Here is a 17078-nt window from a genome sequence, read left to right on the forward strand (position 1 = left end):
GACCGGCCCCGATTCGGGGGCCGGCATCAGACCATTCGGTTCACAGCATCCACCTAGCATTTTTGCCAGTTGTGAGAGTGGGCGTTACCCTCGAAGAATGTGCTTCATGGTTCTTGCACCTTGGAGCGCTAGACAATGTCCACCAAGCCTTCCGTTGACGCCACGCAATCAGCCAATTTCCCCGTACCCTACCTGATCAGCAACCTACCCGACGGCAGCCTGCCAGACATGCAGGATTTTGGCCTGGAACGGGTGGGCAGTGTCGAGGGTGGCTGGTACAGCCTGTGCCCGATCAAGGCCGGGCGTGCGCTGACCAAAGATGAAATGCTCAGCGCCTGCCTGGTACACCGGCGCACCGGCGAACTGATACGGGTCGACTACAGCGCCAAAGCTGGCAAGTTGGACGCCGCCAAGTGGCTGGGAGACTTCGCCGCGCACGTAGCCGCATCCGGCAAGCCCATCACCGCCGGCGGCTGGACCGACGAAAACGAATTCTCCAGCAGCCACGCTGCGCCGCGCCTGTGGTGCCAGGCTGATTATCGGGCCTTCAGTACCGCCCCTTTTGTTGGCAACTGCGTGCAGGTACTGGCATGCAACGACGCTTTCTCGCTGAGCAAAGGCCAGACCCTGAGCCTGCAAGTGCGCGACCTCAAAACCCAGGCGCTGCACGAACAACACCTGTTCACCGCCGAAGCGGACAGCGGCTGGAGCAAAGCTTTGTGCCAGCAGATCAACCGTGACAGCGCCCTGATACGTGCCGGTGTCTTTGACGCCAAAGCCTGCACGGTGACACCAGGTGCTACCGGCAATGCCTTCTGGGGGCCGCAGCATGCTGAACTGAGCGTTACCCTGACCGAAGTGCACTGGTGGGCCAGCGATCCGCTCGATGCCAGCGCCACGCCCAGCGGCGCGGCACTTCAGGCGTGGGTCTACGATGCATTTTCCCACCGCCTGCTCGGCCAACATATCTGGCTGCCGAGCAAAGCCCAGCGCGCCAGTGGCAAATGGCTCGAACCCTGGGCCAAGGCGCTGGCCGGCTCGGAAGTAGCGCCGTACATGCGCATTGACCCAGTCACCGCGCTGCTTGAACAGCGCGGCGACGGCCTGCGCATCTTCGCCACGCTACCGGGTCAGGAGCATAGGGTTGAAGGCCCACTGCTCAAAGCCGCCTTCAACACACCGGCAGATGCCGTGCTGGTGACCGTGCGCCATCCCGGTAACCAAGCGTTGCTACACCACGCGCTGTTCAGGCCACAGGACTGCGAGGCAGCGCCGAAGAACCAGACTACCTGGGTTGAGGCATTGGCCGGTTTCATTCAAGGGCAAAAATGGCCTGAGTTGGAAGTTAAGGACAACAAGCAGGTATGGGTATTGAAGGATGCGGAGTTGCAGGTCGCATTGGCAAATGTTGGTGATGGCAATGGGTGGAGCGTCGAGGATTATGGAGTGGAGCTGCTCAGCGCTGATGAATGGCCTCGCATCGGTGAACCTGCCATTGAACTAGAAATCGATGAAACACGCGGGCTTGAAGGGTTAATGATTTCCGTACCTACTAGCGTCGAGTTGGCATTCCGTCTAAGCGACAAAGCACGTGATAAAGGTTACCGGGTAATGGCGTGCCTGGCACGGGATGGGTGGTTTGAAAATCTCAAGGGAATGTATGGCTCCACCCTAACTACAGGGGCCGGAGTGCCAGCCTTCAAAGCCGCAGAGTTCTCAAAACTTACAACCCCGCAAGGTCTAGCCAGCGCTGCCCTGGCTGCTGCACGCTACAGTGTTGAAGCTGAACAGATAAGTAACATCAGAAAGTTCATAACATACTGTGAACGCTCCGCTCATGCAGAAAGACTTGCTGAAAGCAGGAAAAATATTGAGTCGGTGCTGAAAAGCTATCTAACCGACCCCGCTGAACGCTCATTACATACACACCTGGAAAACATAAGCCAGAACACTTCCTCGGATTTTTCACATTTCCTTAGGAGCCGCCCACACAAACCATACGACCCTAAGCCCATCTCAAACGCCCTCAAATACTCAATTTCCTCACAACTTCTCCTGAAGCATTCTAAGGTCAAGAATGCGTCTCAAGCAGGCCAAAAAACCGCACATGAGACTCATTTAAAAGTTACGGATAATTGCATTTACGAAACCCTTTACGACGACTTAATCCATTCCATTACGAAATCAGCTGATGACACAGTCACCAAAGATTTGAATCGTGATGGATCCGCAAACCACAACGCAATTTCACCCGCAACTTCTGCTGTAGATCACTCAACTACCGAGCGCTTCCGAGGCATTCTAGAAAAGACTATCAACTCTAACCTTTCGACAGATTTCAGCGCTATCGACAATATCACGAACAACTTACTCAAGGCCCTTTACCAAGCCTCCGAGAAAGCCATCCAAACGCTTAAGCCCGATGTAGACATAATGGGTCTCATGGACAAAACCTTGGAGAGCTTGGAAGCTAATTACTTCGCATCATTGGCCGAGGCTGGTGACGGGCCATACGCTGGATACCTCGAGCTCATCAAGCAAGCGCGTAGGGACCAAGGTAAGCCTCTACTCGAAAGGCGGATATGGCCACTTTCCGTCACCACCGACACTATCGTCTGGCAAGGTCCAATACCTAGGCAGCAATTTGCCATTTATCTGTATTGCCCAGAATCAGAGCGCGGTAAAGAATCCCTGACTGTGGGCCACATCGGTGAAGTGCAACCCACTAAATTATGGCCACGACCCACGCCTGTGAGCTTTACGCCCCCACCCAAACTCAAGGAGTGGACACAAATAACTTACCTATGCGAGGACTATGCCAATACAAACGGCTCCGAAGTATTCGACACTACCGGCCACAGTGAATCAGGCGTCGACCCGCGCACAGGCCTGTTCCATGCCCACTACCCGGTGGCGAGCCTGCAAGGCTTGCAAGGCCAAGGGCCGGTATGTGAACTGACCTTGCACTATTCAGCCATGCGCGCCAACGAGGCCGGACTGGGTGACGGTTGGGCCTGGCGCTTCTCCAGCGTGCAGGTGCGCGACAGGCTGCTGACCCTGGCCGATGGTGTCCAGGTCAAGTTCACCGACGCGCAATGGGCCGAACTGGGCAAGGGTCAAGCGCTCAAGCTGCCCGCATGCGTAGTGCGCAGCAACGCCGATTACAGTGAGTTCATCATCGATCTGCCATCCGGCCGGCAGGAAGTGTTGAAAAAGCCCGCCGCCCAAGGCAGCGACGAGGAAGAACCGAACAAAGCGTTTCAGGACCTCGTGCTGAAAACGCTGAAAGCTATCCGCACCAAGTCCAAGCCTGATTTCCCAGCGAAGCCTGACAGTTGGCAGCAATGGACGTTGATGTGCCTGCCTCATCTGTACTACAGCTCCGCAGCCCTGGACTACGACGAAGCAGTCCAGGCCTGGCAGGGAGACAACAATATCAAGGAGCTCGACCGACGCATCGCCGACTACGAGAAACCCTTCGTTCAGCTACTGCCCACGATCATCGAGTCGCCCTATGGTGAGAAACTCGCACTGGAATGGAAGCGTCAGAAAGGCCAGTTTCTGCTGGTAGCGGTCAACAGTGGCAACGAAGCATTATTCAAAGCGCAATACATCAAACCGCAAGAGAAGACGGGCTCTGAGGTCCGGATGCAGGTCTGGCCCAGCAGCCAGGCTGAGAAGTATGAGGTCAACCTCGAACTCGAAGGCTACTTGCTGCGTAAACTCACACGTAAGCAGAACGACAACGTGCTGCAACAGGTGGACTGCGACTACGACGACGACCCCACTCTGGACCGCGTACTGTGTAGCTTGAGGGAACTGGATGGGTCAATCGAATGCGTGAAATACCAACCCTGGCAAGCAACCAATGGGAACAGAAATCGTCGCCCTGGGCTGCCGCGAGTAATGCTGCATGCTTTGATACCAGGCGATGCCCAGCAGAATCAGGTAGCCACCTACAAGTATGACGGGGACTTCCTGGCGACCGACCACCGCATTGTCAGCGTCGAATACGAGTGCGGCCCGCACAGCGCGCGCGAGCGACACCTGCTGGTGCATGGCCGCGTCAAACATGAAAGACGTGTCGAGCGCTTCGAATTCCTGCGCGCAGTGGCTTCGGAGAAGGATCACTGGCTGTCCTTCACCACCCGCCCTGACCAAAAGAACAACGACAAGCTTCGGCTGACCAAAGGCTACCGTTATACCGGGGCGGGTGATGAATTTGCCGAGCTGCTCTTCGCCTTGAAGGCCGGCGACAAGGATGACGAACCGACGGTTAAAGACGGGGCGGTACTGGTAGAGCGCCAGCACGAGCTGCTTCAGTGGTTCTTCGACAAATCCGATGATGAAGAGCGCCCAAAACTGGCGGCCAGCATCTCTTGGCTACTGGCCAATACCCCACGTGAGGAGCGCGACGGGCTGGGGCGCTCTGTAGAGGTGGCGACCCAGGAAGAGGACCTTGCCGGTAATGTGCTGCGCCTGCATAAAAGCGACGAACACATTCTGTACCGCTGCTACTACAGCCAGGCTGGCGACAATACGATCAAGCTCAACTCGCTCACTGGGCTGGAAGCGCTACCAACCCTCAACTGCCCATTCATCCCGGACTACGCCACGGCGCCGGTCATGGCGGAATACCAGTGCGACCCCTTCGGCAACGCAAAAGGGCTACGCCTATTTGGCTACCGCAAGGTAAAGCGCGGTACCCGCGACCTGCTGGAGCTGGCACAAGTGGTGGTGATCGAAGGGGTCGAAGGCCAAGTCAAAGGCGACAGGCTCGACAGCGACACCAAGTGGGCGCTGACCGATGCCGGGGCTACCCTCGTTTGGCGCCAGCGCACCACCGAAATTAGCGAGGTCAGCCCTAAGACAGCCCAAAGCAAGGTCATGCAGTGGTCGGTCACAGATACCCAAGTCACCCATCACGGCAAAGAGCGCTTCGAGCTTAAAAACCTGCAAGCCTTCGAGGACAATCCGACTACCCCTGGCATTACCGTGCGCGTCAGCAGCACCACCTCGGCAGGTACCGAACTGCTCAGTACCGAGCTACGCTCACGCCATGCCAGGCGCCGCCTGGAACGAATGGAGCAAGGTGAGGAGGTGCACTGGCAGTACGACGCGCTGGGCCGTGTGATTGAAGAATCACGCTACCTGATCAAGGACGGTGCTACAGCCAAAGGCAAAGACCAGCAAGCCGACGAGTCGACCAGCACGCGCTATTCGGCTGACGGCAAAGTCGCCACGCATACCCATAAAAACCAGGACATCAGCCGCAGCTATATCGACGGCCTCCAACGCACCTGGCGACGCGAGTGGTGCAAGCATGGCACCCAGCACTTCATTGCGCTTGAGCACTATGACTTTCACGGTCAGGACTCCGGGGAACTGCTGGCCAGTTGTAGCTGGGACTATCTGCCCGGCGGCCAGGCTGTGGTCGAGATGACCCCAGGAGTGCTGGGTACAGGACCGCGAGCCTGGATCCGCGAACAAGGAGGCCTGGATGGGCCGGGGATGCTCAGTGCACTGCAAGCCCAGAGCAACACCGACATCGCATCAGGCAGCCTTGGGCGCGAATCGCTGGCGACCCAGGATATCAAGACCCAGCACCTGGTCGAACATGGCCTGGACGGGCAATGTCTGTTCCAACGCAGCTCCGAGTTCGCTCATCGCAGGGACGGGACCTTCGAACAAGTGGAGCACCTGACCGATAGTGCTGGCCGTACGCAGCTGCAATTGCTCAGGCACTACGACCGGTCAGGCCATGTCATCCGATACGAACGTAGCCTGGGCACGCAAACTGCTACCTACAGCCTTAAGCGCGACGCAATGGGCAGGGTCACGCAGCTTACCCGCCCCGACAAGTCCACCATCGCCTACAGCTATCACGGCCTGAGCAACCACGCCACCGAACTGAAAGTGGACGGCGTGGTAGTGGCTACGCAGAAAGTCACTGCCATCAGCACGCTCACTTCGCGCACCGTGGGCAAACGCACTTACGGTTTCAGCGATACTAGCGTGACGCTGCCTGATAAAAGCACCCTCATCACCCTTCAGAACGCCGGCGGTTCATGGCTCATGGCGCAGGGCCATACCCTCTCCAGCCTCACCGTCAACGATGACACACTGACCCTCGACTCGGCCGCCAGCGACAGCAATACCGCCAGTGACTGGAAACAGACCTACCGCGACGCCAACCTGCCTGGACGCCAGCATGTCGAGCAGACATCGCCCCGTTCCAAGCGCCAGGGCTGCCGCTGGCAGAGCCTGCGTGGACTGACGCTGGCATCGCTGCGCGCTGACGGCCACTGGCAACGTGTGTTCACCGACCGCCAAGGGCTGTTGCTGCGCACGTGCCAGGACCATGAAGAGGTCATACACCGCTACGACCCACAGGGCCGCCTGCAGTCGCGTAGCGCCCTGGCACTCAAAGCCGGCGGCCGCTGGCAAGTACTGAGTGAATACGATGGCTTTGGCCAGGAAATGACCCGGCGCTTCCTGCGCAATGGTAGCGAATGCTTCAAGCAATGCCTGACTTGGCGCGGCGATGGTCGCTTGGCTAGCAAGACCAGTTACGAGCAAGGCAAGCAGCTGCGTGCGGAGCATTTCGAGTACGACGCGCTTGATCGCCTGCAAAAATACGAATGCAAAACCAGCGCCGCCAAGCATTGCCCGCTCAATGCACGGGGCATGGCGGTCAAAGCCCAGGCGTTCACTTGGGATGCCTTGAACAACCTGACGCAATGCATCACCACCACCTTTGACGGCAAAACCCAAACCGAAAACCTGGCCTACAGCAAAACCGACCCCACCCAGCTTGTGGGAATCAACTGCGACGATGCCCCTCAAAACTTGGCATGGAACGCCAACGGTTTTCTGACCGACGCCGCTGGCCAGCATCACTACAGTTACAACGCCGCCGGCCAGATCCTCAAGGTCAGCGACGAAGCCGGCAAGCTACTAGCGCGCTATGAATACGACGGCAGCCAGCGTCTGGCGGCGCAGTACCTGGAAAGCGACCAGAGCACCCGCGAGCTGCGCTATGAAGGCGACGAGCTTATTGGCCAATTGCGTTACGACAAGGCTGGCGAGGCTTGCCAGCACACAAGCTTGACCTGCGGCCTGGCTCAGTACGATGAAAACGAGGTGCGTTGGTTGATCGATGACCCACAGGTGGGGGTCGCCGGGCAGGTCCGGGACGGTAAGCTGGAGCTGGCGCCCTTGTTGCCCTTCGGCGAGGGCAAGGCGCTCGAGGGTGTCGTCAACGGTTACAACGGTATGCGCCGTGATCCGCTCACCGGTCACTATCACGCCGGCAATGGTTACCGCAGCTACGACCCGACACTGCGCCGCTACGCCCAGCCCGACTGGCTCAGCCCGTTCGGCGAAGGGGGCATCAATGACTATGCCCATTGCCCGGACCCGGTCAACCTGCACGACCCCAGCGGCGCGATCATGATCAGCCGGTGGGACCAGCAGGCGCAGAACGCCAGCTACGAAAGAGCGCTGACCGACACGCAGAAAATGCCGGTCGGCAACCGTTGGCGTGGCCTGGCATTCTCGGCATTGCTGGCGGTGGTGGGCGCAGTGCTGACCGTCGTCACCGGGGGCATGGCGGCGATTGTGCTGGGCTTCGTCACGGTGATGAGCATACTGTCGTTCGCTTTCGAAGTGGCGGCAGTATTCACGGCCGATTCGAACCCTCGGTTGTCACGGGCATTTAGCATCGCTTCGGTCACCACCGGGGTGTTGAGCACCATGGGCTTCTCAGGGTTGTTCAAGCTCGGCCTTAGCGGGCTCAAACTTTTGGCAAAGGGTGCCACGCTGGTGGGCAAAGGCGCCAAAGTGGTGTGGAATGCGGCCAAGACATTTGCCCGAACCGGGCTCAAAGGGCTCAAAGGCGCCTGGCGTGCAGCCCGTGGGGCCGGCCGGCTGAGTGCGTTGGCCGATGATGCGTTGGGCGGCCTGGGTTCCCCTGGCAAGCTGGGCAGCCTTCGCCGACGGCTGATGTATCACCTGACTGAAAGCGTCGTAATAGGTGAAAACACCCCGATCAACTTCGCCCGGTCGGGACTGATCGGGAAAGTTGGCAGTTACATGCAAAGCAAGGGGATGCTCGCACCGATCATGCAAACGCGGATGCACCGCGCGGCCGCCTATACCGCCGATGCTGCTGGCAACCTGCTCGACAGCAATATCTTGCTTGGCACGATCAACTCGAGCATAGACCTAGAAAACCAGCGCCAGGCGCTGGAGGACGCAGAGCAACCCGAGCGGCAGGCGAGTAACGCCGTCAGTGTAAGGCGTTCGGGTAGCACTGCAGCTGGGCAGGTACCTCGCTTGCCATCCCTGCGCACGGTACGGCACAGGCTGCTACCTGCAACCCAGAGTGCAAGTTTCTGGTAGGAGGCCTGACAGCTGAATGCGGTTAACGCACCAACATGCGCTTGCATTGTTGATGGGCAAGCGCGCACCTAAGCGATGACAACGAGGATGCAACCATGAGCGATAAAATAGGCAGGACCGGCAAAGTGCGTGACATGGATGAAGTCGATAAATTCGGCCACATCGACGTGAAATATGAGAAGAAGTTGGTATACCTTCCCCCGGAAGAGGCTGGCGACCTGGAGGACGGTGATGAGGTGGTGTTCGACATCGAGGTGGTTAATGGCAAACCCCACGCCGTCAATGTCAAACGTAAGTAACCTCCGGCGTCAAAGGCCGTGCCCCGCTGCAGAGTGCGGGGCACCGGCCACTCAGCGGCCAACACCAGGCGCCCTGCTCTACGTTCCAGCTACCCATTGCGCAATGCTGATCTCGCGGATACGAAACTTCTGCACCTTGCCGGTCACGGTCATCGGGAACGCGTCGACAAAGCAGAAATGCCGTGGCGTCTTGAAATGCGCTATCCGCCCGTCGCACCACTGCTGCAGCTCATCCGCCGTAGCGCTATGGCCTGGGTGCAGGCGGATCCACGCCACCACTTGCTCACCGTATTTGCTGCAGGGTATACCCACGACCTGGGCCTCGGCCACCGCCGGGTGGGTGTGCAGAAATTCCTCCAACTCCCGTGGATAGATATTCTCGCCTCCACGGATGATCATGTCCTTGTTACGCCCAACGATACGCACATAACCCTGCTCATCCATCGTTGCAAGGTCGCCAGAATGCATCCAGCCCTGCGGGTCAATGGCATCAGCGGTGGCCTGGGGGTTGCCCCAGTAGCCAAGCATCACACTGTAGCCACGGGTACACAATTCGCCCATCTGGCCTCGGGGGACGATGCAACCCTCGCCGTCCACCAGCTTGGTCTCAAGCTTAGGCTGAGTACGCCCCACGGTTGTCACGCGCACTTCCAGCTCGTCATCGGGGCCGGTCTGAAGGGACACTGGGCTGGTTTCGGTCATGCCGTAAGCGATTTGCACTTGCGCCATGTGCAACTGGTCAATCACCCGGCGCATCACCTCGATTGGGCAGGTAGCGCCGGCCATGATGCCGCTGCGTAACGTCGACAGGTCCAGCTGCAGGCGCGACGGGTGGTCGAGCATGGCGATGAACATGGTCGGCACGCCATACAGAATGCTCGCACGCTCCTCGGCCACTGCACGTAATGCCAGCTCAGCGTCGAAGGCGTCGCTTGGGTAGATCATGGTGCTGCCATGGGTGATGCAACCCAGGTTGGCCATGACCATGCCGAAACAGTGGTACAGCGGCACCGGGATTACCATGCGATCAAGCGCGCTCAGTCCCAGGCTTTCGCCGACCATAAAGCCATTGTTGAGGATGTTGTAATGGCTGAGGGTAGCGCCCTTGGGTGCGCCGGTGGTACCGGAGGTGTACTGAATATTCACCGGCTGGTCGAACTTCACACTGTGCTGGCGGGCCGCATAGGCTTGCAGTGAGGTCTGCCCTGCCCGCTCGGCAAGGGTTTGCCAGGGCAAGAAGCCGCTTGGCGGGTTAGCCGCCAGGCTGACCACACCACGCAGCTGCGGCAAGCACTGGCTGGTCAAATTACCCATCCCGGCGCTGGCCAGCTCCGGCACCAACTGCTGCACCATGGCGTGGTAATCGCAGGTCTTGAAGGCATCGGCACATACCAGCCAGCAGCAGCCGGACTGACGGAGCACGTACTCCAGTTCACCCACACGGTACGCCGGGTTGATGTTCACCAGAATCGCACCGACTTTGGCGCTGGCGATTTGCAGGATGCACCACTGAGCGCAGTTGGGTGCCCAGATGCCAACCCGCTCGCCCTCACGCACGCCCAAGGTCATGAGCGCGCGGGCATGCAGGTCGACTTGTTCGGCCAGTTGCCGCCAGCTGTAGCGCAGGTTCTGGTGCCGCACTACCAGTGCTTCACCGTCGCCGCAGCGGGCTACGGTCGCGTCGAAAGCCTGGCCGATGGTCATCGTTAGCAGCGGTTGGTCCTGGCGGCCGCGGGTATAGCTTGGTTGACTCATGGGTGTCCCTTCTTGTGATTGTTTTAGGCACGACGGGCGACAACTACTCTGGCCTAGATTTACGTTTACGTAAAGGTGATGAGTCGATTGACAGCGCACCAATGCAGGCTTACGTTAACGTAAAGGTTATGCACAAGACCGCACGACCCAGCACACCCACTGCGGGAGTGGGCTTACCCAAATGCGTCAGTACGAGCGACCCCACTGCCTGAACGATCGCTCGCGCAGTGCCAACCCACTCCCACTGGGACGAAGTCATGGCCGTGAGCTACGGTGTTACTCCTATTTCAAGAACAAGAAGGTGCCATTGAATGCATTACCCCAGCCTGAACTTCGCCCTTGGCGAAACCATCGACATGCTCCGTGACCAAGTGCGCACCTTCGTCGCCGCCGAATTGGCGCCACGTGCAGCGCAAATCGACCATGACAACCTGTTCCCCGCCGACATGTGGCGCAAGTTCGGCGACATGGGCTTGCTGGGGATTACCGTTAGCGAAGAATACGGCGGCGCAGGCCTGGGCTACCTGGCCCATGTGGTTGCCATGGAGGAGATCAGTCGCGCTTCGGCCTCGGTGGCACTGTCTTACGGCGCCCACTCCAACCTCTGCGTGAACCAGATCAACCGCAACGGCACCCACGAACAGAAACTCAAGTACCTGCCCAAGCTGATCAGCGGCGAGCACATCGGTGCCTTGGCCATGAGCGAGCCCAATGCCGGCTCCGACGTTGTGTCGATGAAACTGCGCGCCGAGCAGCACGGCGATCACTATGTGCTTAACGGCAGCAAGACTTGGATCACCAACGGCCCAGACGCCAACACCTACGTGATTTACGCCAAGACCGATCTGGACAAGGGCGCTCATGGCATCACCGCGTTCATCGTCGAGCGTGATTGGAAAGGCTTTAGCCGCAGCAATAAATTCGACAAGCTGGGCATGCGCGGCTCCAACACCTGCGAGCTGTTTTTCGACGGCGTTGAAGTGCCGGCCGAAAATATCCTTGGGCAACTCAACGGCGGCGTGAAGGTGTTGATGAGCGGCCTGGACTACGAGCGCGTGGTGCTCTCCGGCGGCCCGACCGGCATCATGCAAAGCTGTATGGACCTGGTGGTGCCCTATGTTCACGATCGCAAACAATTCGGCCAGAGCATCGGCGAGTTCCAGTTGATCCAGGGCAAGCTTGCCGACATGTACACCCAACTCAACGCCAGCCGCGCCTACCTGTATGCCGTGGCACAGGCCTGCGACCGTGGCGAAACCACCCGCAAGGACGCCGCCGGGGTGATTCTTTATACCGCCGAGCGCGCCACGCAGATGGCCCTGGAAGCGATCCAGATTCTCGGCGGCAATGGCTACATCAACGAATTCCCAGCTGGCCGCCTGCTGCGCGATGCCAAGCTGTACGAGATCGGCGCCGGCACCAGCGAAATTCGCCGAATGTTGATCGGTCGCGAATTGTTCAACGAAACCCGCTGAGAACAAGGAACGGGCGCATATGGCTATCTTGCATACCCAGATCAATCCGCGTTCGGCAGAGTTCGCCAATAACAGCGCGGCCATGCTCGAACAGGTCAGACACCTTCGCGGCCTGCTCGCCCAAGTGGCCCAGGGAGGTGGGCCGAGCGCTCAGCAGCGGCACACCTCGCGTGGCAAGCTGCTACCACGTGAGCGCATCGACCGGCTGCTGGATGCAGGCTCGCCATTTCTGGAGATCGGCCAGTTGGCCGCCCACCAAGTGTATGGCGAGGACGTACCGGCAGCCGGCTTGATCGCCGGCATCGGGCGCATCGAGGGTGTTGAATGCATGATCGTGGCCAACGATGCCACGGTCAAAGGCGGCTCTTACTACCCGCTGACGGTGAAAAAACACCTGCGCGCACAAACCATCGCCCTGCAGAACCGGCTACCGTGCATCTACCTGGTGGACTCCGGCGGCGCCAACCTGCCACGCCAGGACGAGGTGTTCCCCGACCGCGAGCATTTCGGGCGAATCTTCTTCAACCAGGCCAACATGAGCGCGCTGGGTATCCCGCAGATCGCCGTGGTGATGGGCTCCTGCACCGCGGGCGGTGCCTATGTGCCAGCCATGGCCGATGAAGCGATCATGGTCCGCCAGCAGGCGACCATTTTCCTGGCCGGGCCGCCGCTGGTCAAAGCCGCCACCGGTGAAGTGGTGAGCGCCGAAGAGCTTGGCGGCGCCGACGTGCATTGCCGGACCAGCGGCGTAGCCGACCATTACGCCGACGACGACGAACACGCCCTGGCAATTGCCAGGCGCAGCGTGGACAATCTCAACTGGCACAAGCTTGGCAAGTTGCAGTGCCAGGTGCCGGCTGAACCGCTGTATAGCGCCGAGGAGCTTTACGGCGTGATCCCGGCAGATGCCAAACAGCCCTTCGACGTGCGCGAAGTGATTGCAAGGCTGGTGGACGCGTCGCTGTTCGATGAATTCAAGGCGCTGTTCGGCACCACCCTGGTGTGCGGCTTTGCTCACCTGCAGGGTTACCCAGTAGCCATCCTGGCCAACAACGGCATTCTGTTTGCCGAGGCTGCGCAAAAAGGCGCGCACTTCATCGAGCTGGCCTGCCAGCGCGGGGTACCGCTGCTGTTTCTGCAGAACATCACAGGCTTCATGGTGGGCAAAAAGTACGAGGAAGGCGGCATCGCCAAGCATGGCGCCAAGCTGGTCACCGCCGTGGCCTGCGCTCAGGTGCCGAAATTCACGGTGATCATCGGCGGCAGCTTCGGCGCTGGCAACTACGGGATGTGCGGCCGCGCCTACGACCCGCGCTTGCTGTGGATGTGGCCCAACGCGCGGATCGGCGTGATGGGTGCCGAGCAGGCTGCCGGGGTGCTGGCGCAAGTCAAGCGCGAGCAGAGCGAACGCAGCGGTCAGGCTTTCAGCGCCGAGGATGAAGCCAGGCTCAAGCAGCCGATTCTCGACCAGTACGAACGCCAGGGCCATCCTTACTATTCCAGCGCTCGCCTATGGGATGACGGCGTGATCGACCCCGCACAGACCCGAGACATTCTTGGCCTTGCATTGTCAGCCGCGCTGAACGCCCCGATCGAACAGAGCCGCTTCGGCATTTTCCGGATGTGACCGATGAATGACTTCAGCACCCTCGAAGTGATCCGCGACCCGCGCGGCTTCGCCACCCTGTGGCTGAGCCGCGAGGACAAGAACAATGCCTTCAATGCGCAGATGATCCGTGAGCTGATCGTTGCCCTTGACCAACTGGCGGACGACGCCAGCCTGCGCTTCCTGCTGCTGCGCGGCCGGGGCCGGCACTTCAGCGCTGGCGCCGACCTTGCGTGGATGCAGCAGTCGGCGCAGTTGGACTTCAACACCAACCTGGATGATGCCCGCGAACTGGGCGAGTTGATGTATGCCCTGCACCGCCTCAAGGCACCGACCCTGGCGGTGGTTCACGGCGCAGCCTTTGGTGGCGCAGTGGGGCTTATCAGCTGCTGTGACATGGCCATCGGCGCTGAAGACGCTCAGCTTTGCCTCTCGGAGGTACGTATCGGCCTGGCTCCGGCAGTGATCAGCCCATTCGTGGTCAAAGCCATCGGTGAACGCGCGGCCCGCCGCTACGCATTGACCGCCGACCGTTTCAGCGGCGCGCGCGCGCGCGAACTGGGCTTGCTGGCCGAGGTATACCCCGCCACCGAGCTTGAGGCGCAGGTACAAGCCTGGGTGAACAATCTGCTGCAAAACAGCCCGCAAGCGCTGCGCGCCACCAAGGACTTGCTGTGCAAAGTCGACGACGGTGAACTCAGCCCAGCGCTGCGCCGTTATTGCGAAAACACCATCGCCCGCATCCGCGTCAGCGCCGAAGGCCAGGAAGGCCTGCGCGCCTTCCTGGAAAAACGCCGCCCTGCCTGGCAAACCGATGACAACAAGGAGCCACGCCCATGAGCCGCCCTACGCTGACCACCCTGCTGGTCGCCAACCGCGGCGAAATCGCCTGCCGGGTAATGCGCACCGCCAAAGCCATGGGCTTGACCACTGTCGCAGTGCACAGCGCCACCGACCGTGACGCCCGCCACAGCCGTGAAGCCGACGTGCGAATCGACCTGGGCGGCAGCAAAGCTGCCGACAGTTACTTGGTGATCGACAAGATCATTGCCGCAGCCAAGGCCAGCGGCGCTCAGGCGATCCACCCAGGCTATGGCTTTCTCTCCGAAAACGCAGGTTTCGCCCGCGCCATCGAAGCCGCTGGGCTGATCTTCCTCGGCCCACCGGCCAGCGCCATCGATGCCATGGGTAGCAAATCAGCCGCTAAGGCACTGATGGAAGATGCAGGTGTGCCGTTGGTGCCTGGCTATCACGGCCAGGACCAAGACCTGGAAACCTTCCGCCTCGCCGCCGAGCGCATTGGCTACCCGGTGTTGCTCAAAGCCAGCGCAGGCGGCGGTGGCAAAGGCATGAAAGTGGTCGAGGAGCAAAGCCAGCTGGCTGACGCACTGGCCTCGGCTCAGCGTGAGGCGCAGTCATCATTTGGCGATGCGCGCATGCTGGTGGAAAAGTACGTACTCAAGCCACGCCACGTGGAAATTCAGGTGTTCGCCGACCAGCATGGCAACTGCCTGTACCTGAACGAACGTGACTGCTCGATTCAGCGCCGCCACCAGAAAGTGGTCGAAGAGGCCCCCGCGCCAGGGCTGCCCGCCGAGCTGCGCCGAGCCATGGGCGAAGCCGCGGTGCGTGCGGCCAAGGCCATCGGGTATGTCGGAGCCGGTACCGTCGAGTTTCTGCTCGACGCCCGCGGCGAATTCTTCTTCATGGAAATGAACACCCGGCTGCAGGTCGAACACCCAGTCACCGAAGCCATCACCGGGCTTGACCTGGTGGCCTGGCAGATCCGCGTGGCCTGTGGCGAACCGCTGCCAATCACCCAGGAGCAGGTGGCGCTGAACGGCCATGCCATAGAAGTGCGCTTATATGCCGAAGACCCGGCCAATGAGTTTCTACCAGCCACCGGTAGGCTGACGCTGTACCGCGAATCGGCACCCGGAGACGGCCGTCGGGTCGATAGCGGGGTCAGCGAAGGGGATGAGGTATCACCGTTCTACGACCCCATGCTCGGCAAGCTGATTGCCTGGGGCCAAGACCGAGAGCAGGCACGCCTGCGGCTGCTGGCGATGCTCGACGAATTCGCTATTGGCGGCGTAAAAACCAACATAGCCTTCCTGCGGCGGATTCTCGCGCACCCGGCCTTCGCCGCCGCCGAGCTTGATACTGGGTTTATTCCTCGCCATCAGCAGGTGTTGCTTCCCGCTGCGCAGGCGTTGCCTGCGGCATTCTGGGAGGCAGCGGCACAGGCATGGTTACAAGGCCACGCGCCACACCAGCGAGCGGACGATAGCGGCTCGCCCTGGGCACGGCGCAACGGGCTGCGGCTCGGTTTGCCTGCGCGCAGCAGCCTGCATTTGGTGAGTGGGGGCGATGACCAAGCGGTTGCGCTTGAGCACAGTGCCGCTCCTACATGGCAACTGGACGGCGAACAGCTTTGTCATGACGACAACGGGGTGCGCCGTCGCTACCTGGCGATCCGCCGCGAGGGTACGTTGTTCCTGCGGTGGGATGGCGAAATGCATGCCGTGCAGTCGTTCGACCCGATCGCCGCAGCAGAGGCCAGCCACAGCAACCAAGGCGGCTTGGCTGCGCCCATGAACGGCAGCATCGTGCGAGTACTGGTGGCACTAGGCCAAGCGGTAGAGGCTGGATGCCCACTGGTGGTGCTCGAAGCGATGAAGATGGAACACAGCGTCCGAGCGCCCCATGCCGGGACAGTCAAAACGTTGTTTTGCCAGGAAGGTGAGATGGTCAGCGAAGGCACCGTGCTGGTCGAACTGGCCGAGTGAAATAACCAAAGGGCCGCTGCGCGGCCTTTTGAGTCTAGAATGCCCCGTGTGCCCGCACGACAACGCCGAGGAATTCACAGCCCTCTTCACACACGTGCGTCGGATAGCTGGGGTTGAGCGCTTTCAGATACTGCTGCCCGCCCTCCTCGGCCAGTTCACGTAAAAATGCCTTTCTGCCGGGCTGGCGGGCAATCACCAGCCGCCCGGTCTCCGCCTCCAGCCCAGGATCGACCAGAATCCGCATACCCTGGGGCACGCTGCGGCCAGTGGCCGAACTCATGGCATCGTTTTCCACGGTCAGCCAGAAGGCTTTGCCCTGGGCCAGGTAGTCGGTCTGCTCGAACACGCAAGGGGCGGTACCCTCGGCAGCACCCAGCTCATCCCAGGCCACAACGGGGTAGCGGAAGCACACGATGTATTGCATGAGATCGAGATCAGTATCACTATCGTCAACATCGTACAGGCCACGCTCCTCGCCAACCGCGCCGTGGATACGCAGTTGCAGGCTGACGCTGTAGTGGGGCATGCCGATCTCGACGAAGGTGCGGTTCATCGACTCGATCTTTGGCTGTCGCCGCTTGTTCACCCAATGCCCTACGCTGCCTTGAGATACGCCAACGCGCTCGGCAAGCTGCTCTTGAGTGAGCCCTAGCTCCTCCATCCGGTGACGGACGAGGGCAATCCATTTATCCATATTCATCGCTGGCACGATACGGACTGCCTCCAAGCGCTCAATACACATTCAGTATTA

Annotated in this window: 8 protein-coding genes; 6 read left to right on the forward strand and 2 right to left on the reverse strand. The window is 60.2% G+C overall.

What is annotated here, in order from left to right; translation table 11 throughout:
- The first annotated feature begins 135 nt into the window (after positions 1 to 135).
- Complete coding sequence (locus J5M56_RS01675) at positions 136 to 8403, forward strand: RHS repeat-associated core domain-containing protein (protein ID WP_207869291.1); 8268 nt, start codon at positions 136 to 138, stop codon at positions 8401 to 8403.
- A 95-nt stretch (positions 8404 to 8498) separates the two neighbouring features.
- Complete coding sequence (locus J5M56_RS01680; protein WP_207869294.1) at positions 8499 to 8702, forward strand: cold shock domain-containing protein; 204 nt, start codon at positions 8499 to 8501, stop codon at positions 8700 to 8702.
- Positions 8703 to 8780: 78 nt separating this feature from the next.
- Here the strand turns inward: J5M56_RS01680 and J5M56_RS01685 are convergent, their stop codons facing one another.
- A complete protein-coding gene (locus J5M56_RS01685) occupies positions 8781 to 10457 on the reverse strand; it encodes an AMP-binding protein (protein WP_207869296.1) in 1677 nt (558 codons plus the stop codon).
- A 311-nt stretch (positions 10458 to 10768) separates the two neighbouring features.
- Here J5M56_RS01685 and J5M56_RS01690 point away from each other — a divergent pair, with 311 nt between their 5' ends.
- The 4 genes from J5M56_RS01690 to J5M56_RS01705 are packed head-to-tail and all read left to right on the forward strand — an operon-like array spanning position 10769 to position 16327.
- Entirely contained in the window at positions 10769 to 11932 is a 1164-nt protein-coding gene (locus J5M56_RS01690) for an isovaleryl-CoA dehydrogenase (RefSeq protein ID WP_207869298.1), read from the forward strand.
- Between the two features lie 19 nt (positions 11933 to 11951).
- Positions 11952 to 13559: a carboxyl transferase domain-containing protein gene (locus J5M56_RS01695; protein ID WP_207869300.1), complete on the forward strand. Its 1608-nt coding sequence runs from the start codon at positions 11952 to 11954 to the stop codon at positions 13557 to 13559.
- 3 nt (positions 13560 to 13562) lie between these two features.
- Positions 13563 to 14378 carry a gamma-carboxygeranoyl-CoA hydratase gene (locus J5M56_RS01700; RefSeq protein ID WP_207869302.1) on the forward strand — a complete coding sequence of 272 codons (816 nt, stop codon included), beginning with the start codon at positions 13563 to 13565 and terminating at the stop codon, positions 14376 to 14378.
- Complete coding sequence (locus J5M56_RS01705; RefSeq protein ID WP_207869304.1) at positions 14375 to 16327, forward strand: acetyl/propionyl/methylcrotonyl-CoA carboxylase subunit alpha; 1953 nt, start codon at positions 14375 to 14377, stop codon at positions 16325 to 16327. The genes J5M56_RS01700 and J5M56_RS01705 overlap by 4 nt, the downstream gene beginning before the upstream one ends.
- A gap of 34 nt (positions 16328 to 16361) precedes the next feature.
- Here the strand turns inward: J5M56_RS01705 and J5M56_RS01710 are convergent, their stop codons facing one another.
- The gene (locus J5M56_RS01710; protein ID WP_207869306.1) at positions 16362 to 17069 is read right to left on the reverse strand and encodes a LexA family transcriptional regulator; all 708 of its coding nucleotides are present in this window, start codon (positions 17067 to 17069) and stop codon (positions 16362 to 16364) included.
- Positions 17070 to 17078 lie beyond the last annotated feature (9 nt).

It is taken from the genome of Pseudomonas sp. 51_B (assembly GCF_017491595.1).
In the GTDB taxonomy this organism is placed as follows: Bacteria; Pseudomonadota; Gammaproteobacteria; order Pseudomonadales; family Pseudomonadaceae; genus Aquipseudomonas; species Aquipseudomonas promysalinigenes.